Below are 21,814 nucleotides of genomic sequence, written 5' to 3'. Positions count from 1 at the left end.
TTGGACGCCGGCCACCCTTCAGGCAGTTACTGCTTTTTAGAGTCCGGCGACCCCGTTCGGAGTGCCGACGCCCGTGGGTCCGTCCCATCCGGTGCCGGAGAGGCACCATTGGCTCGTGGAGCACGTGCCCGTTGAACCCGAGGCGACGTCATTGAATTTCCCGGAGTTCGTGTACGGAAGAGAGTTGGCCAGTGCCGAGGAGCTGCCTGTGTTCCCGGAAAGCGCGTACATGGCCGCGATCAGGGGCGAGGAGAGGCTGGTCCCTCCATACTGGGCCCATGACGAGGTGGTGCTGCTGCTCGGCGCGTACACTGCCAGGCCGGTCTGCGGATCTGCGACGGCGGAGACGTCCGCCGAGGCGCGCTTGCTACAGCCCGTGCCGAACGTGGCAGCCGCTGGCAACGCGGCATTGACACTTGAGCATCCGGATCCCGAGCCGGACCAGGCAGATTCGCCCCACCCGCGTGCACTGGAGTTCTTGACCAACGATGTGCCTCCCACGGCGGTGACGTAACTCGAGGAAGCGGGGTAGGACGAGCCGGTGTACCCGTTGTCGCCGGTTGACGCTGTCACCGCGATGCCCGGGTGGTTGTAGTACGTGCCGTAGCTGGAGTCTGCTGAATCCCCGCCGCCGTAGCTGTTGGAGATCGCCGCGACGCCGGGCTGTTTTGCGGCCGTTGCCACGGCTGTCCCAAGGTCGCTGAGGCTCGCTGTTGTCGCCTGCACTACCAGGATCTTGCAGTCCGGACACGCTGCAGAGACGGCGTCGACGTCGAGGGCCGTTTCGTCGGCCCATCCGGAATTGAACCTGGGAAGCTTGTTGCCGCCGTTTTGGTCCTTGATGGTGAGGCAGCCGTTGCTGACCGTGCATGCCGGGAGGCCGAACTGTGAGCGGTAAACGCCGAGATCGCGTTCCAGGTTCGGATAGCCGTAGGCATCCACGATTGCGACGGTTCTGCCGCCGGACGCGAGGCCTGTGATGTTGTAGGCGCTCTGGATGTTCGCGGGGGTCTTGCCGGTGGCGGGCGGCGTGCTCGAAGCGGGTTTGGTTTGTCCTCCCGGCGACGCCTTGCCCGGAGTCGTCGAATCATCGACGTACTTGAGCGCAAAACACGACGCATTGCCGGCTGGGACATCGGCGCAGACCTTCTCCGCATGCCAGTTGGCGGACGGAGATGGTTGGGCAACTGCGGCCGGTGCTGTGGCTGAGAACGCGCTCAGCAACAGCAACATCGCCCCGGAAACGCTAAGGATCTTCTTCACGAAACCTCCCTGAGGAACAATAAGATCCGACTTGACAGGATAGTCAACTCGGCGTGACAAGCTTCGCACCAAACGCCACTATTGTCACCCATGTCACATCCACCCCTGCGGTCTCATGAGCCACCGGGGAGATTTGCGGTTCGATTGCTAGTGGTTGGTGAGGTGGGGGCTGTGGATGTGTTCGCGACGGAAACCGAGGCCCACAATGCGGCCCAAGAGGCGTTTGACCAGTGGCGTGTGGCTGATGAGCCGTATGAGTTGGACGGGTGGGTTGTTTTGGGCAAGGCGAGCGAGTTGGCGTGTCTGCTGTCGCTGCAATGCCTGTGCGATCCTTACCGCTGGTTCGCGTCGTCGTTGCACGCGCTGGAGGTCGGCGACGGCGATGGTGCCCGTGCGCAGTGGTACTGCGAGGTGATTGGCCGTGGCGACGGCGTCGGCGATGGCGTAGTTCACCCCGGCGGCTCCGGCCGGCGACATAGCGTGGGCGGCGTCGCCGATGCACAACAGGCCTGGCTCGCACCAGCGTCTCAACCGATTGGAGCGCACGGACAGCAGCTTGATCTGGTCCCAGTCGGTCAGCGCGGCCAGGCCGGCGGCCAAGAACGGTGCGGCACGTGCCACCCGGTCGCGGAAGGCGGCCAGCCCCGCGGCCTGAACCTGCGGGAGTGTTCCTTTCCCGATGATCGTGCCGCACTGCCAATAGTCGCCGCGGTCGATTGCGAGCACGATCTGCCCGCCGCCGACATAGCCCAGGGTCGGCGGCGCATCCTCGCTGCGCGGCACGCGGAACCACAGCACGTCGATCGGCATTGCGAACTCCCTTAGCGGCAAGTCCGCGTGTTCCCGGATAAGGGAGAACCGCCCGTCGCACGCCACCGTGAGATCCGCCCTGATCTCTACTTCGCCCTGGGGAGTGCGTGCCCGTACGCCGATCACTTGCTCACCGTGGCGGAGCAGGCCGGTGGCCTCGGTACTCATTTCCAGTCGGAAGGTGGGGTATTGCATGGCCTGGGTGGCCAAGAAGGTCAGGAAGTCCCACTGCGGCATGAACGCCATGAACTTGCATCGGGAGGGCAGGTGCCGGAAGTCCACCAGCCCGAAGGTCTGTCCGTCGATGCCGAGACGCAGTTCCGGTATCTCCGTGTGCGGCAGGCTCAGAAACTCTTCCAGCAATCCCAGTTCGGCGAGCACATCGGTGGTCGCAGGATGGATGGTGTCGCCCCGGAAGTCACGGAAGAAATCGGCGTGCTTCTCCAGCACTGTCACTTCGACTCCGGCGCGGGCCAGCAGGTAGCCCAGCATCATTCCGGCAGGTCCACCGCCGACCACGCAACACTGCGTGTCCCAAGAACGTGGGCCGGGGCCGGGGCCGGGGCCCGGGCCGGGTGTGGTTTCGGATTCGCTGGACATCCCTGGCTCACCCCATCGACCGGCTGAGGCCGTCAAGGATGAGGTTCAGCCCGAAGTCGAACTCATCCCCGAAGTCGTAGCCGGGTTTGAGGACGTGTTCGGTGGCGATCTCCATCATGTGGGGGTATTGCCCGGTCGAAAAGCGTTCAACGATCGGCGCTGTGATCTCGGCGGCGGTGTCCCGGCCGTCAAAAGGAAGGGCGGCTTCCTGGAGTGCGAATCCGTAGATGTAACTATCGAGCAAGGCATAGGCATGGGCCGTCATCTGGACGGAAAAGCCTGCTGCCCTCAAGGTCGCCAAGGTCGCTTCGTGGTGACGCAGGTTCGCTTCGCCCGGGGCGGAGCGGCTTTCCAGCAGCCCGACCGCCCAAGGATGGCGCTTGAGCGCGCTGCGCACTTCGTGTGCCCGCCGGTGCATTTCCTCCCGCCAGTCGCCCGCGGGGGAGGGTAATGCGATTTCGTGGAAGACCATGTCCACGATGCCATCCAAAATTTCATCCTTGTTGGCCACGTAGTAGTAGAGCGACATGGGCTTGGTTCCCATGCTCTGGGCGAGCGAGCGGATGGTCAGCGCGGCGATTCCTGACTCGTCAGCGAGATCCACAGCGCAACCGAGCACCCTTTCGCGGCTCAACGGAGGGCGTCGCTGGGGGAGGGGCTGTGCAGTGTCCGGCATCGGGACTCCTTGGACTCTAGTTGGTGCAGCACTCCAGCGATTTAGTGCAGGGGGTCTAGCGGTTTAGTACATTGTACGATAATCTTTTTGGTACAGCGTACGAAAAAGTAGCTGAACACCCCAAATGACTGGAAAGGAACGGCCATGACCGCTGGTCAGCATGCTGCGGAGACTCCGATTTCAGGCGGCTCGCAAAAGCCGGAGGTTACGATGCGGGCCATCGTGCAGGAGGCTTATGGCTCCGCCGACGTCCTGCACCTGGCGCAGATCCCCACACCGACGATTGCGGAGAACGAGGTGCTGGTCCGGGTCCACGCTGCAGGACTGGACCGGGGGACCTGGCATGTAACCCGGGGCCTGCCTTACGCGCTGCGCCTGGCGTTCGGCGTCCGCGCCCCCAAAAATCCTGTGCCCGGGATGGACTTGGCCGGCACGGTCACGGCGGTCGGAGCAGCAGTGACCCGATTCGCCGTCGGGGACGAGGTCTTCGGGGTCGGGAAGGGTTCCTTCGCTGAATATGCGACGGCCCGCGAAAGCCAACTGGCGCTCAAACCGGCGAACATCAGTTTCAAACAAGCCTCGGTGGTCCCGGTTTCCGCCTGCACTGCGCTGCAGGCCCTTCGCGCCGCGGGCCGGATAGCGCCGGGACAGAAGGTTCTGATCCTTGGTGCCTCGGGAGGAGTGGGCAGCTACGCTGTTCAGCTCGCAAAAGCTGCCGGGGCTGAGGTCACGGGCGTGTGCAGTGCCGCCAAAATGGACCTGGTGCGCTCGCTCGGTGCCGATCACGTCCTCGACTACACCACGCAGGACTTCGCCGACGGCACCAAACACTACGATCTGATCCTGGATATTGCCGGGAACCCCACCCTGGCACGCCTCCGGAAGGCGCTCACGCCTACCGGCACGGCCGTTATCACCGGCGGCGAAGAAGGCGGCTCCTGGACGGGCAGTATCGACAGGCAATTCAGGGCCCTCGCGCTGTCCCCGTTCATCGGTCAGCGGCTCACCATGGTCATGGGGACGCAGGACGTTGCTGACCTCGAATACCTTGCCGGGCTCATCGACGCCGGAACCCTCACCCCGACCGTCGACCGCAGCTATCCGCTGGAGCAGGTTCCGGACGCCATGCGCTATTTCGACGCCGGCAAAGTGCGGGGGAAAATCGCGATCACCATCCGAGAAGCTCAAGGCAACTGAAACAGGCACTGGCAGTACACGTTATAGCAGGCACTCCCACGCGGACCCGGGGACTGGTTTTCTTGAATCAGTCCCCGTTTCCCTGCTTGGAAGGCCACCATGTCCGTGACTACCGTCAAATCCTTTCCGGAAGCCGTGGCGCGTCCGCGCGCATCTCTCGCGGTTGCCATGCTCGGATTTTTCGTGGTCGCCTTGGACGCCCAGATTGTCGTCGCGCCTACGGCATCGGCATGATTCTCTTCACCGTTGCCTCGATGGCATGCGGGTTCAGCCCGAGCCTTCCTGCACTCATCGCCGGACGGGTCCTGCAGGGCATCGGTGCGGCAATGATTACCCCTACGTCCCTCGCCCTCTTCCGGGAGGCGTTCCACGATCCTGCGCGTCGCGGAAGGGCAATCGTGTACTGGGACTGGAGACTGATCTTCTTCGTCAACCTTCCGGTGGGAGTGGCAGCCCTGCTGGTCCTCTCCCGAGTGGCTCCTAGCCCCCACATCCTGTTGACGTTCGCCATATGTGTCGCATCCGCAGCCGTATTCGTGGCAGCACAAGCACGGGGAAGCCACCCAATGATCCCGCTCGACTTGTTCCGTTCACGCGCAGTCTCCACGGCCCTGATTGTCGCCGGGGTCACCATGGCGGCGTTCTACGGCGTCGTCTTCCTCCAGAGCCTCTACTTCCAACAGGAACGCGGAGCCAGCGCCCTGGAGACCGGGCTTCTGTTCCTGCCCATGACCGGGCTTGTTGCCCTCCTGAATCCCCTCGTGGCCAGGTTCGCGGAGCGATTCGGGCGCATAGTCGCGATCGTCTCTGGCCAATTGCTGATGGCCGCGGGGCTGGCAAGCCTCTGCCTCCTGCCAGGCAATGCGCCGACCCTGCTCGTCGCGTTCCTGATGGTGCCCGTCGGCGTCGGAGGTTCCTTCACGGTTCCGCCGATCATTGCCCTCATCCTGGACCACGTGCCGGCCGAGTTGGCGGGGACCGCCAGCGGCGCGGTCAATACCGCCCGGCAGCTCGGAGGCTCCCTCGGCGTCGCGATCTTCGGTGCCGCACTCGCCGGTCAGAACTTCATGGCAGGATTGCGCATCAACCTGAGTATCACGGCCCTTCTCCTTCTGGTCCTCGTAGCGGTGTCCCTGCCGCTTCGGCACGCACAACAATCACGGCACTAGCGAAAGGCAGAAGCCATGAAACTCGTTCCCCCCACCCCGACCGTCAAAGCCCCTACGGAGAGATTCACGGGAGACGTCTACCTCAATCCGCTCCACAACGGCGAGGCGCCCTCACGTCTCGTGGCGGCGATGGTCCGCTTCACCCCCGGTGCCCGTACGAACTGGCATTCCCACCCTCTTGGCCAGACCCTGCACTGCACCGATGGCACCGGGTTCGTTGCCACCCGGGACGGCAGTGTGATCCTCATGCGCGCAGGGGACACGGTCCACACGCCCCCCGGCGAGGAACACTGGCACGGCGCCACCCAGGACAACATGATGTGCCACCTGGCCCTGGTGGAGCACGACAACGGGGAGAGCGCCACCTGGCTTGAGCCCGTCAGTGAACAGGACTACCAAGCCGCCCACGCCCAAATCAGCCGATAACCCCCATCCAAGCGAAGGAAACCCATGAATACCGTCACCCTTAACAACGGCGTCGAAATGCCGATCCTCGGCTTCGGCGTCTTCCAGATCCCGGACGAGGAAACCCAGGCCGCGGTGGAAGCCGCCCTCGACGCCGGTTACCGCCACCTGGACACCGCCGCTTCCTACCTGAACGAAGAGGCCGTTGGCCTGGCCATCAAGAACAGCGGCCTCGCCCGCGACGAACTCTTCATCACCACGAAGCTCTGGATCCAGCACGCCCCGGCAGGCAGCGTCCAGGACGACACCAAGCGCGCCTTCGACAACTCACTCCGCCGCCTCGGACTCGACTACGTCGACCTGTACCTGATCCACCAGCCGTTGGGCGACTACTACAGCGAGTGGCGCGCCATGCAGGAACTCCACCAGGACGGCCTTGCCCGCGCGATCGGGGTCTCGAATTTCCACCTCGACCGGCTGGTAGATCTCATCGACCACAACGAGATCGTCCCGGCAGTCAACCAGATCGAAACCCACCCCTTCCACCAGCGCGCGGCCGACCAGGCAATGATGCGCGAACGCAGTGTCCAGGTCGAGTCCTGGGGACCCTTCGCCGAAGGCAAGAACAACCTGTTCACCAACCCGCTTCTCAGCACCATCGCCGATGCGCACGGCAAGTCCGTCGCACAGGTGGTTCTCCGTTGGCTCATCCAGCGCGACGTCGTCGTCATCCCCAAGTCCGTCCGGCCCGAACGCATGGCCCAGAACCTCGACGTCTTCGATTTCACCCTTACCGACGAGCAGATGAGCCGGATCGCCGCCTTGGACACCGGGGCCAGCCTCTTCTTCGACCACCGCGACCCCGCCATGGTCAGCTGGCTCGGCAATCGCAGGATCAACTGAGGCGCCGGGGTTGGACCACTGCCTGACTCCTACCCCATTAGTCCGGCGGAGTTACGGAAGCAGGTGTTCGTGCGCAGCCGCCTCCAGGGCGTCGGCCTCTTCCTTGGCCATGCGGGTCTCTGCCTCGACGTCGATGCGTCGGGTCATTAGCCAATACAGCCCTGCGGAGACCGGGAGCCCGATAAACAGCGAGATGTCGGCGCCGTCCAGGGCGTGGGCGATGAACCCGACGAAGAGCTTGCCGGCCGAGAAGAAGGGAATCATCACCACAAAGCCGACAAGGTAGGAGATGATGCCGGGCCAGCCCCATCGTCCGTAGATCCCATCGGGCTTGAAGATCTCCGCGATGGCGTAGTGGCCTTTGCGGACGATGAAGTAGTCGGTGAGGTTGACAGCCGTCCACGGAATGAAGAAGTACAGGACCAATAGCAGGAAGTCGTTGAAGTTGGCGAGGAAGTCGGCCGAGGCCAGGTTAGCCAGGACCACGGAAATGAGGGCGGTGATGGAAATCGTGATGATCCGGAGCCTTAGCGTTGGCCGGATCTGCCGCACGCTGTCGATGGACGATATCAAGGTCAGCGAACCGCCGTACATGTTCAGGGCCGTCACGGACAGCAAGCCCAGGGCGGCGACGAACAGGGCGATGCCACCGAATCCGCCGAAGAGCTGGTCGGCCGTGGATTTGATCGAGCCGATGGTTTCGAAGTTCTCCCCGGCGGCCGCACCGATGTACGCGCCCAGGAACATCACCCAAATACCGCCGAGCGCGCTGCCCCAGAACGTCCATCTGAAAGTGCCCCGCCCGCTGGCCGGCGGAAGGTAGCGGGAGTAGTCAGAGACGTAGATGGCCCAGGAAATCTGGTAGCCGGCCGCGACCCCCAGCTGGCCCAGGAACGGCACCATGTGGAAGTCAGCCAGGTTGTATGCGCCAGCCGGAATGGCCAGCTTCACGGCTGCAATGGTGAGCAACGCCAGCATGATGATGGTCAGGTACGTCAGGTAGCGCTCAAAGGCGTGGATAAGGTCGTAGCCGAACAGGGCAATGACGACGGCGACAATGGTGACCACCCAGAACCACAAGTTTTGCGACCCGAAGTTGACTGACTCCGAGATCGCTTGGCCGGCCAGGATGGTGTTGAAGATGTTGAAGCCGGCGTACTGGAGGTAGGCGAAGAGCCAAACCAGAAGGGCGCCGATGTAGCCGAACTGCGGCCGGGACTGGATCATCTGTGGCAGGCCGAGCTGGGGGCCCTGCGAGGAGTGCGCGGCCATGAACAGCGTGCCGACGAGTACCCCGATGGCGATCGCGAGCAGCGACCAGATCAAGTTGCCGCCGGTGGTGATGCTGATCAACCCCACTGCCAGGGTGGCGATCTGGGCATTGCTGACGAACCACAGCGGTCCGATGTGCGAGACCTTGCCGTGGCGCTCGTTCAGTGGAACATAGTCGATCGATCGGATCTCCAGCCCTCGGCCCGATCCTTTGTCCGTCGTTGCGCTCATGGTGCATCTCCTTCGGAGCATCGGTGCATCTTGACTTTGGTTTAGCACAGAGTGGGGCGGCCTAGAAGAGGCCGCGAGATTCCTAGGGGAGCCGGTGGTGCCGCCATGTGGGGAACTGGTCCCTGGCTGCCAAAACGGCATCCGGGGAGAGGTCCAGCGTGGCGGTGGCCGGCTCCGTGTCGAGGCTGTGCAGGACAGTCCCGAGGGGATCCACGAGCATGCTGTAGCCGATGGATACCGGTGGAGTCTGGGAGACCGCCGCCACGTACACGCCGTTCTCTATTGCCCGGGCCTTGGCCAATGTGGCCCATTGCTCGGTCTTTGCGGTACCGGGAACCCACGAAGAACAGACGAGGAGCGCCTCGGCCCCGGCGTCGGCCAGAATGCGCGCCAACTCGGGGAAGCGCAGGTCGTAGCAGGTCATCAACCCGAACGTCATGCCGCCGCAGGAAAAGGTGACGGGCAATGGTTCCGGCGCCGGTCTGATGTATTCCGATTCGCGGAATCCTTGGCAGTCGAACAGATGGATCTTCCTGTAGCTGGCGAGGAGGGAACCGTCCGGACCGATCGCCACCAAGGTGTTGAATGCCCGGTCCGGTTCTTTGGTTCCGTCTCCGTCACCAGGCGCTTCCAGGAGACCCGCGACGACGGCGATCCCGTAGCGTGCGGCCGTCGCGCAGAGGGTGGAAGCCACAGGGCCGTCAAGGGGTTCGGCCATGTCCACGAAGCTCCGGTCCACCCGGCTTTTCTCGTACGTCGAGTACTCCGGGAACACGATGAGCTCAGAGCCCTCGTAGGCGGCCCGGGCACAGTAATCCGCGATGAGGTCGAGATTGCGGCCGACGTCCGTGCCGGAATCCAGCTGGGCTAGGGTGATGCGCACGCAGTCCTCGTTTCTCCCCGTTTACTGTGTTCCGTCGTCATACCAGCGCGGCTTCTTTTTCCTCCATCACCATTTCCGGCGGCGCCTTCCGGAACCCCTTGGTGATGATGCCGAGTACCACGACGCCGACGCAGAGCCAGATCAGTCCGAGCGTGATGGCATTCGAATCGAGCTGGGAGAGCAGGAAACCGTCGATGATGGCACCCACAGCCGGCATGACCACGTAGAACATTACGCTGAGCCGGTTCCCCGAGCGTCGTTGGCGCAGGTAGTAGGCAATGACCGAGACATTGACGAGGGTGAAGGCGGTGAAGGCACCGAAGTTGATGAACGACGTCGAGGTGGCGACATCCAGGAACATGGCGATGAGTCCCACCGCGCCGGTGATGACCAGGTTCAATACCGGCGTGTGGAAGGATTTGTTCAATGCCCCGAAGACTTTCTTCGGCAGGACGGAATCCCGGCCCATGGCGTAGAGCAATCGTGAGGCGCTGGCTTGCGCCGCGAGTCCGGAGGCAAACTGGGACACCACGAGTCCGGCCAGGAAGACTGCGCCGAAGAACTGTCCGCCGATCTTCAGGGCAATGTCCGACGCCGCCGACGCCGAATCGTCGAACACCCCGCCGGGGTGGATCAACTGTGTGGTGTAGGAGACGACGACGAAGATCGCGCCGCCGATGAGTGCCACAAGCATGATCGCCTTCGGTACGGTCCTTTTCGGCTCGATGGTCTCCTCGGTGAGGGTGGACACGGCGTCGAAACCCAGGAACGAGTACGCCGCGATGGCAGCGCCAGCGGTGATCTTGTCGAAGCTCGACGTGTCGTTGAAGAATGGAGCGGTGCTGACCAGGGCACTCGCGCCGGAGGTCGAGACCAAGGTTCCAACGGACAAGGCCACGAAAAGGACTATCACCAGAAGCTGGAATGCCATCAGCAGGTAGTTGGCCTTGTCAGCCACCTTGACGCCAACCACGTTGAGCAGCGTTGTGATCGCGATGAACGCGACAATCCAGACCCCGATGGGAATGTCCGGGAACTGCGCGGTGAGGTACGAGCCGCCGATGAGCCAGATGACCATCGGCAGGAACAGGTAGTCCAGCAGGACAGCCCAACCGGCCAGGAAGCCGATCCGGGAATCGATGGAGCGCCGGATATAGGTGTACGCGGAGCCGGCCACCGGATAGGCAACGGCCATGCGTCCGTAGCTCTGCGCGGTGAAGAGCATGGCGACCATGGCCACCAGATAGGCCGACGGGGATGCTCCGCCGGTGGTTTCGGCGATCACGCCGAAAATCGCCAGCACGATGAGCGGGGTCAGGTAGGCCAGCCCGAACAGGACCAGCGAGGGCAGTTTCAGGGCGCGCGTGAGGCTCGGTTGCGTTGTCACCGGTGGTTCCTTAGGAGTTGGAGGACCGTGGGGTCCAGGTGGTCGGGTCGATGCGGCCTTGGTAGACAGGCAGCTCGATGGGCGGCTCGCCGGGGCGGAATTGGGACCAGGGACGGTTGAGGTTTTCGGTCCCGTGTTCGCGGACATGCTCGACGGCGGAGAGGTCCAGTTCCACGGCGAGAAGGGTGGGCGCGTCGTCGTCGGCCTCGGCTATGGTGTTCCCCTCGGGGTCGACGATCAGGCTGAGGCCTTTGCCGGTGGGTCCCGCGCAGTTGACGCTGACCATGAAGACCTGGTTCACGATCGCGTTTGCCTTGGCGAGGACGAGTTCTTGCTTGCGGTCCGGCGTCGTGGTCTTAACGACGTTGAGGATCACTTCGGCGCCCATCCACGCCAACTGGCGGGTCACCTCGGGGAACCAAGCGTCGTAGCAAATGTTTAGCCCCACCCTGCCGATCCCTTCCAGGTCGACGGTGGTGAACCGGTCGCCGGGGTCGTAGGGCTCAAAGGGGCGCCAAGGGAAGACCTTGCGGTAGTAGCCGGCGAGCTCGCCTTCGGGGGAAAGGACCAGCTGGGTATTGAACAATTGCCCCTCGGGGCCGCGCTCGCAGACGCTGCCCGGAACCAACCAGATGCCCAAGTCCGCGGCTAGCTGCCGCAGTTCGTTGACGCGCGGACCGTCCAGCGGCTCGGCCGAGTCCTGCAGCACTTCCGTACGCTGCAGGTCCGGGTTGGAGTCCCCGAAAAGGTGCAGCTCCGGGAAGACCACGAGCTTGCTGTGCGGTTGGACCGCGACGGCGGCGGCGACTTCGGCAGCGAAGGCCTCGATCGGTTCGCCGATCAGTCGGGGTGCCGCCTGGGCGGCGATGAGGGGAAGGATGCGTTGCACTGGTTTCTCCACGTTGTCGTTGTGACTCGCCTCATATTAGATCATAATGATCAAATAAAAGGAAGGTGGATTTTGCCCCGTAAAGTAGCGGATATGACCCGTCAGCTCGAGGACACCACCGGCCACTCACCCATCGATGCTGCCCCTTTGCTCGGAATCGACCGCCGGAGCGCAATCGACGCCGTGCGGTTGCGGATCGGCATGGCCATATCCTTGGGACTGCTTCAGCCGGGGGAGAGGCTGCCCGACCAGCAAGACGTCGCGCTGGGCCTTTCGGTCAGCCCGATCACCGCCCGCAGGGCCCTAGCGAGCCTGGCCGACCAGGGGGTCGTTGTCCGCCGTCGGGGGCGCGGCGGCGGAACCTTCGTCGCCGACGAGCCGCCGCAAAACGTCCTTGAAGAGCTCGCTGCGTCGCCAGCCGAATCCCATGCAGTGAACCGGCTGGTGGACCGTCGGTTGCTCTTCGAATGCGCGGTTACCCACTTCGCCGCCGTCAACGCCACGGCAGCGCAGCTGGATGAGCTGGAGCGGCTGACTCATGAGATGGCCGGATCAAGCAATTGGTCCGAGTATCACCAGGCCGACGAGAGGTTTCACAGGCTGGTCGCGGCGTGCTCGGGCCTGGGAGCTGCGGTCGACGTCTACAACGAAGCGCTGGCGGAGCTCTACGCATACTTCATCCCGTACCCGATCGAGTTTCTCCATGAGTCCAATCGGGACCACATTGCGCTCGTCAACGCCTTGCGCGCCGGCGACGACCGCGGCGCGGTGGAGGTATCGCGGCGGCACGTGGACGTGTTGCACAAGACGATGTTCATGGGCCTCGCCGGCGGCGACGGCCATCAATCCGGGTGAACAACAGCTCGTGGCTTATCGTCCGGGATATCGGACTAAACATCGCCCCCTTTCCGTGATCACTGTCACTTTGCATGCTCTGATTGATTCTCAGTTGGGGACATCGGACTTCGGTTGTCAAAGTGAGGATTAGGCATGCAGGCCACAGGAAAAGCGGGAACGGGTGGGCCGCGCGTTGAGCGTCGTTCCATCGACTTTGTCCCGGAAAATGAACGCCATGGTTCGCCTGGCCAGCAGTTCACGCTCTGGTTCGGGGCGAACATGCAGATCACGGCTATTGTCGACGGCGCCTTGGCAGTCCTGTTCGGCGCGGATGCGCTGTGGGCGATCATCGGCCTCCTGATCGGAAACCTCTTGGGCGGTGCTGTGATGGCGCTCCACGCGGCGCAGGGGCCGAAGCTCGGCCTGCCGCAGATGATTTCCAGCAGGGCACAGTTCGGGATCTTCGGGGCAGTGATTCCCTTGGTCCTGGTGGTCGTGATGTACCTCGGCTTCGCCGCCACCGGTACGGTCCTCTCCGGACAGGCAGTCAGCCTCATCCTCCACACGGGCACCCCGGCCGTGGGCATGATCGTCTTCGGGGTGCTGACCATCGTTGTGGCGACCCTGGGCTACAAGTACATCCACATGTTGGGCCGCATTGCCACCGTCGTCGGTATCCTCGGCTTCACCTACCTGGGCATCAGGTTGTTGGCCAGCCAGGACGTCGGCGCACTCTTGGGAGCCGGCAGTTTCGAGTTCCCCACCTTCCTGCTCGCCATTTCGCTGGGCGCCGGATGGCAGCTGACCTACGGCCCGTACGTCGCCGACTACTCCCGGTACCTGCCTTCCAAAACCCCAGCACGCAAGACCTTCATGTCGGCCTATTTCGGCACGGTGATTGGTTCCCAGTGGTCCATGACCCTGGGCGCTCTCTTCGCCGCCCTCGCATTGCCCAAGGGTGCACGGTTCCTGGACGGCCAAGTCGCTTTCCTCGGGAACCTGAGTGGAGGCGGACTGATCGCGGTAGTCATCTACCTGGTCATCGTGACCGGAAAACTGACCGTCAACACGCTGAACGCGTATGGCGGCTACATGACCATGCTTACCTCGGTCACGGCGTTCACCCGCAAGTCCGCGGTGGCGTCATGGACCCGGTTCGCCTACGTGATCGGCTTTATCGGACTCTCGGTGCTCATCGCAGTGCTTGCTTCCCCCGATTTCATCGCCAACTTCAAGAACTTCGTCCTTCTCCTGCTGATGGTGTTCATCCCCTGGAGCTCCATAAACCTGGTGGATTACTACCTGGTTTCCAAGGAGAAGGTGGACATTCCGGCCCTCTACGACCTGAACGGTCGCTACGGCCGTTGGAACAAGACCGCGCTGCTCAGCTACGCGATCGGCATCGTCGTCCAGATCCCGTTCTTGGCGCAGACCCTCTACACCGGCCCGATGACCGAGCTTCTCGGCGGGGCGGACATCTCCTGGCTTGTAGGCCTCGTGGTCACGGCAATCGTGTTCTACCCGCTGGCGAAGAGGAACTCCAACGCACCGGCCGAGATGGTCTACCCGACGGAACCCGACCCCGCGGAATCGGACTCGGGGGCAATAGCGCCGCTAGCCGGCTCAGCGTCGAACACCGCGGCAGTCTAGCCTTTGGGTTGTGCCCCCTCCGACGCTCGCTCACTTTTGGGGTGTTTTCGGCGGACGCTCGCTCACTTTTGGTGAGCGAGCGTCCCTGCATTTGGCCCTATATGTGAGCGAGCGTCCCAGTCGACCAGAGGGAACGACGTCGGGGTCAGGCTTGGGTGCCCAGCCTGCGGGAAATTTCGCGCGCGCACCTGGTCACTTCCGGAATCCACTCGCGGGCGACGTCCTCGATGCGGACCGCCCTTTCCTCCGGGGTCTCGGCGTCCTTGGCCCGGTGACGGGTGCCTCCGCCGGGAAACGCCCGGTTCGACACCGTTAACGTCACGCTGGCCACGGGATAGCGCTGCCGGTCGAGGACGGCGACCGCCACAGAAGAAAACCCCTCCGTGACCTCGTCCTGCTCCCACGCATATCCGAGCGACCGTGCCCGCGCCAAGAGATCCTGCAGCGCGGGCAAGGATTGCGGGCCTTTGCTGTGGCGCTCCGCGAAAGCCTCTGGCCCAGGGAAAAGCGCAGCCACCTGGGCGGGGTCCATCTGGGCCATCATCGCCCTGCCGCTGGCCGTCAGGTGGGCAGGAAGCCGGACTCCGGTGTCGGTGACAAGGGGGCTTTGCCGCGGCGCCCGCTCCTCGATCACGTAAACGACGTCGCGCCCGTGCATCACGGCAAGATGGGCAGTCCGGCGGGTCCGGGCGACGAGCCGGGACAGGGGGAACCGGGCGATCCGCTGGATCGGAGCTTGCCGCGAATACCCGGTCCCCAACTCATGGGCGGTCACTCCCAAGGCATACTTGCGCTCCTCGGGAAGATGGACCAGGAAGCCGTCATCGATCAGGGAGGCAATGAGCTGATACGTGGTGGACCGAGGCAGTCCAACATCGCGCGCAATGATGGACGCGCTGACCGGGCCGGCCTGTCCGGCAACGTATCTGAGAACCGCCAGCACCTGAGCCGCGGCCGGCGCCTTGGGCCGCACCGATTGACTGTACATTGTCCTAGAATACGCCTCGGAATGTCCGGTATACCGGACGTTGCGCCCGCTAAGAAAGTCCCTCCAACCGGGCCCGTGCCGTTTCCGCGGCCCGGCGCTCCCGCTCGGCTAGCCGGGCTGCCAGCTTGCGGTCCCGCTCAGCCAGGGTGATCGCCCACTCCGTCGCGGCAAGCTCCCGTTGCAATGCAGCCAGCTTGTCCTTGGCGGCTTTGACGTCGACGGCGAGTTGTTCGCTTCGGCGCACGGCCTCCAACTTATTGCGCTCGGCCTGCGCGAGTTCCAGGTCGGCCCTGTCGGCACTGCGCTCTGCTTCCGCGAGTACGGTTTGTGCCTTCTCGCGTTCGCGCTCCGAGTCGGCGCGAGCCCGCTGTGAGTCTGCCCGCCCCCGTTGCCGCCCGCCGTCGTCGGGCTCTTCCTGGGTGGCGTCCACCGCGGGAAGCGCGCCCGCAATCGCCACCGCGCCCGAGAGATCCACGGGTTCCAATCCGTTCGTGGCGAGCGAACGCACAAGCTGCCCGCTGCGGAGCGCCGCGGCGGCGCCGGGATCCGTCATGGCCGCCCTCAGCGTGGCCTCGATCTCCATCGCGGCGGCGCCGCTGACCTTGACACCGAGGCCTTCCGCCACTGCCCGGGCCTGCTCGACGGCGGCGCCCAGGACGCGCGGGCGCTGTTGGCCGAGCGTGCGGAGACGGTCGTGATCCTGCTGCTCCTGGGCTCGCCCGAGCGAGGCCCCAAGCTCCAGGACGCCGGCGAATTCCTTGGTGCCGTGCCGGACAAGCATGTTGACGGCCCACGCCGCCGTCGAAGGCTTGGGCAACTGGGCGATTTGTTTCGCCAGTTCGGCATCCCCATCCGACTTGGCTTCCTTGGCCCGCGCAGTGCGGGCCGCCGTGAAGGCCGAGGGAACCAGTGTGTAGAGCTCGACGGCGATCCCGGCCAGGTTCATGGTGAAAGCGAGTGCCGTATTACTCGGCGAGGAACTCGGCCAAGGCGTCGGCCATGACGCTAGGTTCCCAGCCGTGGTTGGCGCCTGGAATGGTAGCTTTGCGGGCGCTCGGGATGTTGGCCACGATGGAGTCGGCCGCTTTCGGCATGATCGGGACGGTCTGCTCGCCGACTATCGCGAGGGTGGGCTGGGTGATGCCGGACCAGAGCTCTGCCCGAGGCGCGGACTGGGACCACGCGAGGGATTCGGCGTCGGCCAAAAGGCTGGGGCCCAATTCGATCATGACGGGCCATCCTGGACTGTTCTTGGCTCCGGCCAGCCACTCCGGCGGCATATCCTTCATGTAGTACTCGATGGTGCCAGCCTTGTCGCCGGAGGCGACCCGTTCCTGGAGCCCGGCGAAGAATTCAGCCCCGCCGGCGCCGAGTTCTTCGCTCAGCGGAGTCTCCCAGAGCGCGAGCTTCGTGACGGGCAAGCCTGCTGCCGCCGCTGCCAGGGAAATCGAGCCACCGGACGAGCTCCCGAAGAGCGCGGCCTGGCCGCCCACGATGTCGATGAGCGTGGCGAGATCGTCGATGTTGTCCTTCAGGCTGAATGACGGAGCCTCAGCGCTTTCCCCTCGGCCGCGCCGGTCGTAATTCAGCACCGTGAACCCCTTGGCGGCCAGGAGCTTGGCCATTTCCATGGTGTTGGAGTCGAAGCCCCTGAATTGCATCGCGCCGCCAACCAGGATGACGGCAGGTCCTTCGCCGTATTGGTCATACCCGATGCGGGTACCGTCTTTCGAGATCGCAAATTCGGACATCCCAGACCCTTCTATGTGGCGGACAGTAGGTTCCTAAACTCTGGGGCCCATCCACGTGCGGGTCAAGGGGAAAGGGCCGTGTCCAGGAGTTCTTAAGAGCTTCTTAAGTGCCCCACGGGAGAGTGGAAACAGGCCGCACAACGGCCGTCACCCCGAACCGGAGACACCATGCGATCACACCCCAAGCAGAACACTTCCACGGAAGGCCGCGCTTCCGCCGTCGTCCGTCACAGTGTGCCGTTGCTTCCCCAGACGAGGTTCTGGCTCCTGTGGGGCATTGTCCTCGCGGCGGCCGTCCTTGCCATTGGCTTCAGCGTGCAGGCGGTAGCAGGCCTGACCACTGGGGAATTCGGTATTGACCAGGAACTCAGCCGCCATCACGTGGGCGCACTGACCACCGCGGCCATGGCTTTGAACGTCCTCTTCGCCCCCGTAGCGGGAGTCTGCATTGTCCTCGTGATCGGCTTGTACCTTTGCCTGGTCCGCAAGTCCTTCGTGCGGGCTGTCATGTTTGTGCTCTTCGCATGTTCGGGCTGGGTTGCCAGCGAGGTATTCAAACTTATCGTTGCCCGCCACCGGCCCAACCCCGCGCTTCTTTTCGACCCCCTGGCTCCGGAAACGGGTTCCAACAGTTTTCCCAGCGGCCACACCGCCTTCGCCGTAGCGCTCGCCTTCGCTCTGTACTTCCTGGTCCGGGGAAGCCGGTGGGGCGTCATCACTGCGTGGGCCGGTGCTGTCATGGCCGTGGTGGTGGCGTGGTCGCGTATCTACATCGGAGTCCATTACCCCAGCGACGTTGTGGCGTCATTCCTGGCCACCAGCGCCGCAGTGATCGTCTTGGCCGGGCTCTGGAACCGGTACGCCCCTCGGGTTTTCGCGCGGCTACCGTTTGGCGTTGCATCAGAAGCAGGCGCCTCGGAAGCAGCCGCCTCGGAAGCAGCCCCAACCCAAGCACACGGATCCTGAGGAGGACCCCATGCACGTACTTTCCGCCATGCCCGCATTCCTTGATCCCACCACCCTCCTCCAGGGCTTGGGCCCTGCGGCGCTGGGAGTAGTGGCGCTGATCGTCTTCATCGAATCCGGTCTCCTTTTCCCTTTCCTGCCCGGTGACTCCTTGCTGTTCACCACGGGCCTGCTTCACCAGCAACTGCAGCTTGAACTGCCTGTGTTGATCGCCGTCGTATCAGCCGCCGCCATCGCAGGAGACCAGATCGGCTACATGCTTGGGCGCAAGTTCGGACGGCGATGGTTCAAGGACGACGCCCGGGTCTTGAAAACCGCCCACTTGGACGCGGCCGAAGAATTCTTCAAGCGCCGCGGCGGCCCCGCAATCGTCTTGGCCCGCTTTGTCCCCATTGTGCGGACGTTTGCGCCGCTCAGCGCAGGCATCGCGCGCTACAACTACAAATCCTTTACCCTGTGGAACATCGCCGGGGCCGTCATTTGGGCGACCTCCGTGACACTCCTGGGCTCGTGGCTGGGACACTACGAGTTCATCGCAAACAACATTGACGCCATTGCCGTAATCATGGTTTTGGTCTCCGTCCTGCCGTGGGGAGTCGAGTTGCTCAAAAAGCGGCGCAACGTCAAGGTAGGCGCCGCGAACGGGCACGCCGGGGAAGAATAGGCAGCATGACAACAGCTGAGCGGCCGGCCCTCCTCTTGGTCGAAGACGACTCCGCCCTGGGGCCGCTCATCAGCGAACTCCTGGAGCCGGACTTCTCTGTCCGCTTGGCCGTCAATGGGCGCGACGGGCTCCACCTCGCCTTGACCCAGAGTTGGGATGCGATGGTCATTGACCGGGGGCTGCCGGTCATGGACGGCATCGCACTCATCAAGGCCCTTCGTGCCAAGGGGATTGCCACCCCGATCCTCATCCTGACGGCGCTCGGTGCCACCGACGAGAAGATCCGGGGCCTCGACGCCGGGGCGAACGATTACATGAGCAAGCCGTTCGACGCCAGGGAATTGGCCGCCCGCTTGCGAGCCCTCACCCGAAGGTACGCGCTGCCGCCGCAGACCCTGGGAATCGGGGATTGGGAGTTCGACGCCGGTGCCCGCTCCGTGCGCTCCGTGTACGGTTCCGTCGTCACCCTGACGGCGAAGGAGGCCGGGCTCCTCGAAATCCTGGCCGGCGAACCCGAGCGTGTGTTTACCCGTGAAGACCTCATCAACGCCTTATTCCACCCCACGGACCAGCCGGGCGTGATTGACACCTACGTCCACCATTTGCGCCGCAAGATTTCCAAAACGGTGATCCGGACAGTCCACGGCCTCGGATACCAGATCGGCGACCCCCATGACTGAGAACGACACCCATGACTGAGAACCCGGACCAGGAGACGCTCCGCAAAGCCTCCCTGAAGATCGCAGTGCGGATCAGCGCGGCATGCGCGGTTTTGGTTCTTTGCCTGCTTGCGTCCGCCGCGATCTACCTCTTCAACCAGGCGCAGCATCCAACGCTGCCGGGACCAGGCGAAACCGACTCCGTCTACGCATATCTGGACACAAAGGACCTCCTGAAGGCCATGATCGTTGCCGGCATTGCGGGGATCCTCCTCGCCGGTGCCATCGGCTGGCTCAGCGCGCGGAGCGCCATCAGGCCTCTTGGCGAAGCGCTTGCCCTGCAGCGACGTTTCGTTCAGGACGCCAGCCACGAATTGCGCACGCCCCTCGCCATCCTCGATGCACGGGTCCAGCTCGCCCAGCGCGATGCCGCCGCGGACTCAAAAACGGGGGAAGCGCTCGCCCGCATCCGAAATGACACAGCTACCCTCACCGGCATCGTCAACGAATTGCTTGTCGCAGCCACCGGCTCGCCTCCGGACGCAGCCGCAGAGCCGAGCGATCTCGCCAAGGTGGCGGGCGCCGTCGTCGAGAGCTTGCAACAGCTCGCGGGGGAGAAGAACGTCCGCGTCACCCTGACGGAAAAGGACCGGCCCTTCGCGCTCATTGACGGCAGTGGCTTCCGTCGCGCCCTCCTTGCGCTGGCCGACAACGCGCTGGCACACACCCCCGCTGGCGGCCAGGTGGGGATCACGACGGCGGTGCTCGGCAACCGCGCAGTGGTCACGGTTTCGGATTCCGGGGCTGGGATCAAAGGCGTGGACCAGACCCGGATCTTTGACCGCTTCGTGAGGACACACAGTCCGGAGGGCGCACCAGGCCAGCGCAGCTTCGGAATCGGCTTGGCGCTGGTCCGTGAAATCATCACCGGGGCCCGCGGCACTGTGGAGGTTGAGCGAAGCGGGCCGCGGGGAACGGTCATGAGGATCACCCTGCCGCTCGCTGCGAAAGATGCGGGCCCCAAAGATGCGGCGCCGAAAGACGCGGTTCCGAAAGACACCGGCCCGAAAGACACCGGCCCGAAAGACACCGGCCCGAAAGACACGTCGTCCGGCTCGGCATAGCTTACTTAGGCGGCCCGCAGTTTGGCGGGTTGGGCGTATTTAAGCGCCTTTGCATGGTGTCGGAGCTTGCGTCGGTGGCTTCTGGAATCTGGCGCCGCCGTGGTCATGGATAGCCCGGTTCCTGGTGGGGGTGGGGCTGTTGATTGGTAGTGGTGTCCGGTGGGGGTGCGGATGTCCAGGACATGCCGTGTCCCGTGCTGGGTTGTTGCTGCTCCGGTTTGTGCTGTCCAGCCGGGGAGTTCTTTGGCGAAATTGCATGCTTCGCACAGGCCCGCGCCGTTGGCCAGGCTGGTGGGTCCGCCGTCGTGCCAGGGGATGATGTGGTCGAAGTGCCTGATGGGCGCGTCGCAGTAGGGGGTCCGGCAGGTCTCGTCGCGGGCTTGGATGAAGCGCCGCATGCCTGGCGGGAAGAGCCGGGCTCTCGAATCGGCGGCGACGAGGTCCCCGGTTCCGGGGGCTGTGTAGAGGCGCCGGAGCCAGACCTTGAAGGCCCGGTCCGCGGACTGGCCGCCGGGACCGGCCTGGCCGGGTTCCGCCTGGCCCTCGTTCCCAGCCAGCATTGCCCGTGCCCACGCAGCGGGGACAATCCCGTAGCCGGTCAGCCGGGCCGGTTCGGCATCGCTCTGGAAGAGGGTGCGGTCGGTCATGACGAGCTGGACCTCAACCCCACTGATCCCTCCTGGGGTGCCGTGGTGCGTTCGACCAGGGCGTCGGCCATGATCTGCCCGCGGGACCGCGCGTCCCCGCCGGAGCGCAGCGAGTCTGCATGACGGGTCAAGGCCGCGTGCACGGCCACGCCCTGCGCCACCGGGAGCAGGGCGGTCAGGTAGGTCATGGTGTCCGGTGCCGGGCGAAGGCTCACGCGCCGCTCCTCCGCGGCACGGCTGGCGCGTTGGGTGACGGAGCGGGGGTCGCCCCGGTAGGCTGCGGCCCGGGCGGCGGAGATGATGGCCTTGTCTCCGGCGCCGTCGAAGGCTCCCGTGTCGGCGGCGAGCTCCTCGTCCACCGCGCAGCGGTCTTCGGCGGACAGGCAGGCTGTTTCCTTCACGAGCAGGGTGGCCCGCCATTCGTTCAGCTGTCCCGAATCCAGCGCGGCCAGGGTATGCGGCATCTCGGTCACGAGGGCCTTCGCCAAACCCAGCAATCGGGGTCCTTTGGCGGGGGACTCCCGCCGGGCCAAGGCAATCTGGGCTGCGACGCCGCGGCCGCGCTCGTCGGCGGGGACGCCCAGGTTCGTCTCGGCGCTGCGCTGGGCCGCATCGAACGCCACGGCAATCCGGGCCTGCGCAGCCGCGGCCGCGGACTTGAAATCCTCCAGTGCCCGCAGCTGGTCAATCAGTTCAGCGCCGTCGGCGCCTGGCCGGAGCGAGGCCACCGCACCGAGCAGGTCTCTTATTTCGGCCCACGAGACAGCAGCATCCGGACCTGCGCCGCCGACTGGCGCGCCCGTCCCCATCAGCTGGGTTTCCCGAATTCCGGCCATAACCAAA

General features: G+C 64.4%; 21 protein-coding genes and 1 pseudogene. 11 read left to right on the top strand and 11 right to left on the bottom strand.

Features of this window, described 5'->3' with window-relative positions; translation table 11 throughout:
- Window positions 1-36: 36 nt before the first annotated feature.
- The 3 genes from AC3WJM_RS00585 to AC3WJM_RS00575 form a co-directional block, all read right to left on the bottom strand.
- A complete protein-coding gene (locus AC3WJM_RS00585) occupies window positions 37-1,263 on the bottom strand; it encodes a S53 family peptidase (protein ID WP_492270982.1) in 1,227 nt (408 codons plus the stop codon).
- Window positions 1,264-1,410: 147 nt separating this feature from the next.
- Complete coding sequence (locus tag AC3WJM_RS00580) at window positions 1,411-2,673, bottom strand: FAD-dependent oxidoreductase (protein WP_492270981.1); 1,263 nt, start codon at window positions 2,671-2,673, stop codon at window positions 1,411-1,413.
- Between the two features lie 7 nt (window positions 2,674-2,680).
- The gene (locus AC3WJM_RS00575; RefSeq protein WP_492259656.1) at window positions 2,681-3,349 is read right to left on the bottom strand and encodes a TetR/AcrR family transcriptional regulator; all 669 of its coding nucleotides are present in this window, start codon (window positions 3,347-3,349) and stop codon (window positions 2,681-2,683) included.
- Window positions 3,350-3,493: 144 nt separating this feature from the next.
- Between AC3WJM_RS00575 and AC3WJM_RS00570 the strand changes: the two genes are divergently transcribed.
- The 5 genes from AC3WJM_RS00570 to AC3WJM_RS00550 all read left to right on the top strand — a co-directional run bounded on the left by AC3WJM_RS00570 (window position 3,494) and on the right by AC3WJM_RS00550 (window position 7,023).
- The gene (locus AC3WJM_RS00570; RefSeq protein ID WP_492270980.1) at window positions 3,494-4,546 is read left to right on the top strand and encodes an NAD(P)-dependent alcohol dehydrogenase; all 1,053 of its coding nucleotides are present in this window, start codon (window positions 3,494-3,496) and stop codon (window positions 4,544-4,546) included.
- A gap of 99 nt (window positions 4,547-4,645) precedes the next feature.
- Window positions 4,646-4,780: a hypothetical protein gene (locus AC3WJM_RS00565; RefSeq protein ID WP_492270979.1), complete on the top strand. Its 135-nt coding sequence runs from the start codon at window positions 4,646-4,648 to the stop codon at window positions 4,778-4,780.
- Window positions 4,777-5,715 (top strand): MFS transporter, encoded by a 939-nt coding sequence (locus AC3WJM_RS00560; RefSeq protein WP_492270978.1) that lies wholly within the window; start codon window positions 4,777-4,779, stop codon window positions 5,713-5,715. Before AC3WJM_RS00565 ends, AC3WJM_RS00560 begins: the two co-directional genes overlap by 4 nt.
- 15 nt (window positions 5,716-5,730) lie before the next feature.
- Window positions 5,731-6,141: a (R)-mandelonitrile lyase gene (locus tag AC3WJM_RS00555; RefSeq protein ID WP_306963764.1), complete on the top strand. Its 411-nt coding sequence runs from the start codon at window positions 5,731-5,733 to the stop codon at window positions 6,139-6,141.
- Between the two features lie 24 nt (window positions 6,142-6,165).
- Entirely contained in the window at window positions 6,166-7,023 is an 858-nt protein-coding gene (locus AC3WJM_RS00550) for an aldo/keto reductase (protein WP_492270977.1), read from the top strand.
- A 51-nt stretch (window positions 7,024-7,074) separates the two neighbouring features.
- Here the strand turns inward: AC3WJM_RS00550 and AC3WJM_RS00545 are convergent, their stop codons facing one another.
- The 4 genes from AC3WJM_RS00545 to AC3WJM_RS00530 form a co-directional block, all read right to left on the bottom strand.
- Window positions 7,075-8,526 carry a purine-cytosine permease family protein gene (locus AC3WJM_RS00545; RefSeq protein WP_059388243.1) on the bottom strand — a complete coding sequence of 484 codons (1,452 nt, stop codon included), beginning with the start codon at window positions 8,524-8,526 and terminating at the stop codon, window positions 7,075-7,077.
- 82 nt (window positions 8,527-8,608) lie between these two features.
- On the bottom strand, window positions 8,609-9,409 hold the full coding sequence (locus AC3WJM_RS00540; RefSeq protein ID WP_284989571.1) for a carbon-nitrogen hydrolase family protein: 801 nt from the start codon (window positions 9,407-9,409) through the stop codon (window positions 8,609-8,611).
- Window positions 9,410-9,446: 37 nt separating this feature from the next.
- Complete coding sequence (locus AC3WJM_RS00535; protein WP_441432732.1) at window positions 9,447-10,796, bottom strand: APC family permease; 1,350 nt, start codon at window positions 10,794-10,796, stop codon at window positions 9,447-9,449.
- Between the two features lie 10 nt (window positions 10,797-10,806).
- Complete coding sequence (locus tag AC3WJM_RS00530) at window positions 10,807-11,685, bottom strand: carbon-nitrogen hydrolase family protein (RefSeq protein WP_492270976.1); 879 nt, start codon at window positions 11,683-11,685, stop codon at window positions 10,807-10,809.
- Between the two features lie 93 nt (window positions 11,686-11,778).
- On the opposite strand from AC3WJM_RS00530, the gene AC3WJM_RS00525 reads away from it, so the two are divergent.
- Together AC3WJM_RS00525 and AC3WJM_RS00520 are read left to right on the top strand one after the other, a co-directional pair.
- Complete coding sequence (locus AC3WJM_RS00525) at window positions 11,779-12,540, top strand: FadR/GntR family transcriptional regulator (RefSeq protein ID WP_492270975.1); 762 nt, start codon at window positions 11,779-11,781, stop codon at window positions 12,538-12,540.
- A gap of 135 nt (window positions 12,541-12,675) precedes the next feature.
- On the top strand, window positions 12,676-14,172 hold the full coding sequence (locus tag AC3WJM_RS00520) for a purine-cytosine permease family protein (protein WP_492259662.1): 1,497 nt from the start codon (window positions 12,676-12,678) through the stop codon (window positions 14,170-14,172).
- A 145-nt stretch (window positions 14,173-14,317) separates the two neighbouring features.
- Here AC3WJM_RS00520 and AC3WJM_RS00515 read toward each other — a convergent pair whose 3' ends face one another.
- The 3 genes from AC3WJM_RS00515 to AC3WJM_RS00505 are packed head-to-tail and all read right to left on the bottom strand — an operon-like array spanning window position 14,318 to window position 16,911.
- On the bottom strand, window positions 14,318-15,160 hold the full coding sequence (locus tag AC3WJM_RS00515) for an IclR family transcriptional regulator (RefSeq protein WP_084784417.1): 843 nt from the start codon (window positions 15,158-15,160) through the stop codon (window positions 14,318-14,320).
- A gap of 49 nt (window positions 15,161-15,209) precedes the next feature.
- Window positions 15,210-16,106, bottom strand: a complete 897-nt coding sequence (locus AC3WJM_RS00510) for a hypothetical protein (RefSeq protein ID WP_492270974.1) — start codon at window positions 16,104-16,106, stop codon at window positions 15,210-15,212.
- Window positions 16,107-16,125: 19 nt separating this feature from the next.
- Complete coding sequence (locus tag AC3WJM_RS00505) at window positions 16,126-16,911, bottom strand: alpha/beta fold hydrolase (protein ID WP_332601747.1); 786 nt, start codon at window positions 16,909-16,911, stop codon at window positions 16,126-16,128.
- Between the two features lie 168 nt (window positions 16,912-17,079).
- Here AC3WJM_RS00505 and AC3WJM_RS00500 point away from each other — a divergent pair, with 168 nt between their 5' ends.
- From AC3WJM_RS00500 to AC3WJM_RS00485, 4 genes are read left to right on the top strand one after another with little or no spacing between them, the layout of a single operon-like run.
- Window positions 17,080-17,877 carry a phosphatase PAP2 family protein gene (locus AC3WJM_RS00500; protein WP_307052736.1) on the top strand — a complete coding sequence of 266 codons (798 nt, stop codon included), beginning with the start codon at window positions 17,080-17,082 and terminating at the stop codon, window positions 17,875-17,877.
- A 10-nt stretch (window positions 17,878-17,887) separates the two neighbouring features.
- The gene (locus tag AC3WJM_RS00495) at window positions 17,888-18,541 is read left to right on the top strand and encodes a DedA family protein (RefSeq protein WP_284989579.1); all 654 of its coding nucleotides are present in this window, start codon (window positions 17,888-17,890) and stop codon (window positions 18,539-18,541) included.
- A 5-nt stretch (window positions 18,542-18,546) separates the two neighbouring features.
- Entirely contained in the window at window positions 18,547-19,221 is a 675-nt protein-coding gene (locus tag AC3WJM_RS00490) for a response regulator transcription factor (protein ID WP_492270973.1), read from the top strand.
- A gap of 11 nt (window positions 19,222-19,232) precedes the next feature.
- Window positions 19,233-20,324, top strand: a complete 1,092-nt coding sequence (locus AC3WJM_RS00485) for a sensor histidine kinase (protein WP_492270972.1) — start codon at window positions 19,233-19,235, stop codon at window positions 20,322-20,324.
- Window positions 20,325-20,329: 5 nt separating this feature from the next.
- On the opposite strand, the pseudogene AC3WJM_RS00480 reads toward AC3WJM_RS00485, so the two are convergent.
- Window positions 20,330-21,807 (bottom strand): annotated as a pseudogene (locus AC3WJM_RS00480) (HNH endonuclease).
- Window positions 21,808-21,814: the final 7 nt, after the last annotated feature.

Source organism: Arthrobacter sp. FW306-1B-G06A (assembly GCF_058781765.1).
This window is presented reverse-complemented; position numbering and strand designations above follow the sequence as displayed.

Excerpts from the sequence above, each read along its gene's own strand:
- AC3WJM_RS00580 (WP_492270981.1), bottom strand. The coding sequence starts at position 2,673 with ATGTCCAGCGAATCCGAAACCACACCCGGCCCGGGCCCCGGCCCCGGC.
- AC3WJM_RS00575 (WP_492259656.1), bottom strand. The coding sequence starts at position 3,349 with ATGCCGGACACTGCACAGCCCCTCCCCCAGCGACGCCCTCCGTTGAGC.
- AC3WJM_RS00570 (WP_492270980.1), top strand. The coding sequence starts at position 3,494 with ATGACCGCTGGTCAGCATGCTGCGGAGACTCCGATTTCAGGCGGCTCG.
- AC3WJM_RS00565 (WP_492270979.1), top strand. The coding sequence starts at position 4,646 with ATGTCCGTGACTACCGTCAAATCCTTTCCGGAAGCCGTGGCGCGTCCG.
- AC3WJM_RS00560 (WP_492270978.1), top strand. The coding sequence starts at position 4,777 with ATGATTCTCTTCACCGTTGCCTCGATGGCATGCGGGTTCAGCCCGAGC.
- AC3WJM_RS00555 (WP_306963764.1), top strand. The coding sequence starts at position 5,731 with ATGAAACTCGTTCCCCCCACCCCGACCGTCAAAGCCCCTACGGAGAGA.
- AC3WJM_RS00550 (WP_492270977.1), top strand. The coding sequence starts at position 6,166 with ATGAATACCGTCACCCTTAACAACGGCGTCGAAATGCCGATCCTCGGC.
- AC3WJM_RS00545 (WP_059388243.1), bottom strand. The coding sequence starts at position 8,526 with ATGAGCGCAACGACGGACAAAGGATCGGGCCGAGGGCTGGAGATCCGA.
- AC3WJM_RS00525 (WP_492270975.1), top strand. The coding sequence starts at position 11,779 with ATGACCCGTCAGCTCGAGGACACCACCGGCCACTCACCCATCGATGCT.
- AC3WJM_RS00520 (WP_492259662.1), top strand. The coding sequence starts at position 12,676 with ATGCAGGCCACAGGAAAAGCGGGAACGGGTGGGCCGCGCGTTGAGCGT.
- AC3WJM_RS00515 (WP_084784417.1), bottom strand. The coding sequence starts at position 15,160 with ATGTACAGTCAATCGGTGCGGCCCAAGGCGCCGGCCGCGGCTCAGGTG.
- AC3WJM_RS00510 (WP_492270974.1), bottom strand. The coding sequence starts at position 16,106 with ATGAACCTGGCCGGGATCGCCGTCGAGCTCTACACACTGGTTCCCTCG.
- AC3WJM_RS00505 (WP_332601747.1), bottom strand. The coding sequence starts at position 16,911 with ATGTCCGAATTTGCGATCTCGAAAGACGGTACCCGCATCGGGTATGAC.
- AC3WJM_RS00500 (WP_307052736.1), top strand. The coding sequence starts at position 17,080 with ATGCGATCACACCCCAAGCAGAACACTTCCACGGAAGGCCGCGCTTCC.
- AC3WJM_RS00495 (WP_284989579.1), top strand. The coding sequence starts at position 17,888 with ATGCACGTACTTTCCGCCATGCCCGCATTCCTTGATCCCACCACCCTC.
- AC3WJM_RS00490 (WP_492270973.1), top strand. The coding sequence starts at position 18,547 with ATGACAACAGCTGAGCGGCCGGCCCTCCTCTTGGTCGAAGACGACTCC.
- AC3WJM_RS00485 (WP_492270972.1), top strand. The coding sequence starts at position 19,233 with ATGACTGAGAACCCGGACCAGGAGACGCTCCGCAAAGCCTCCCTGAAG.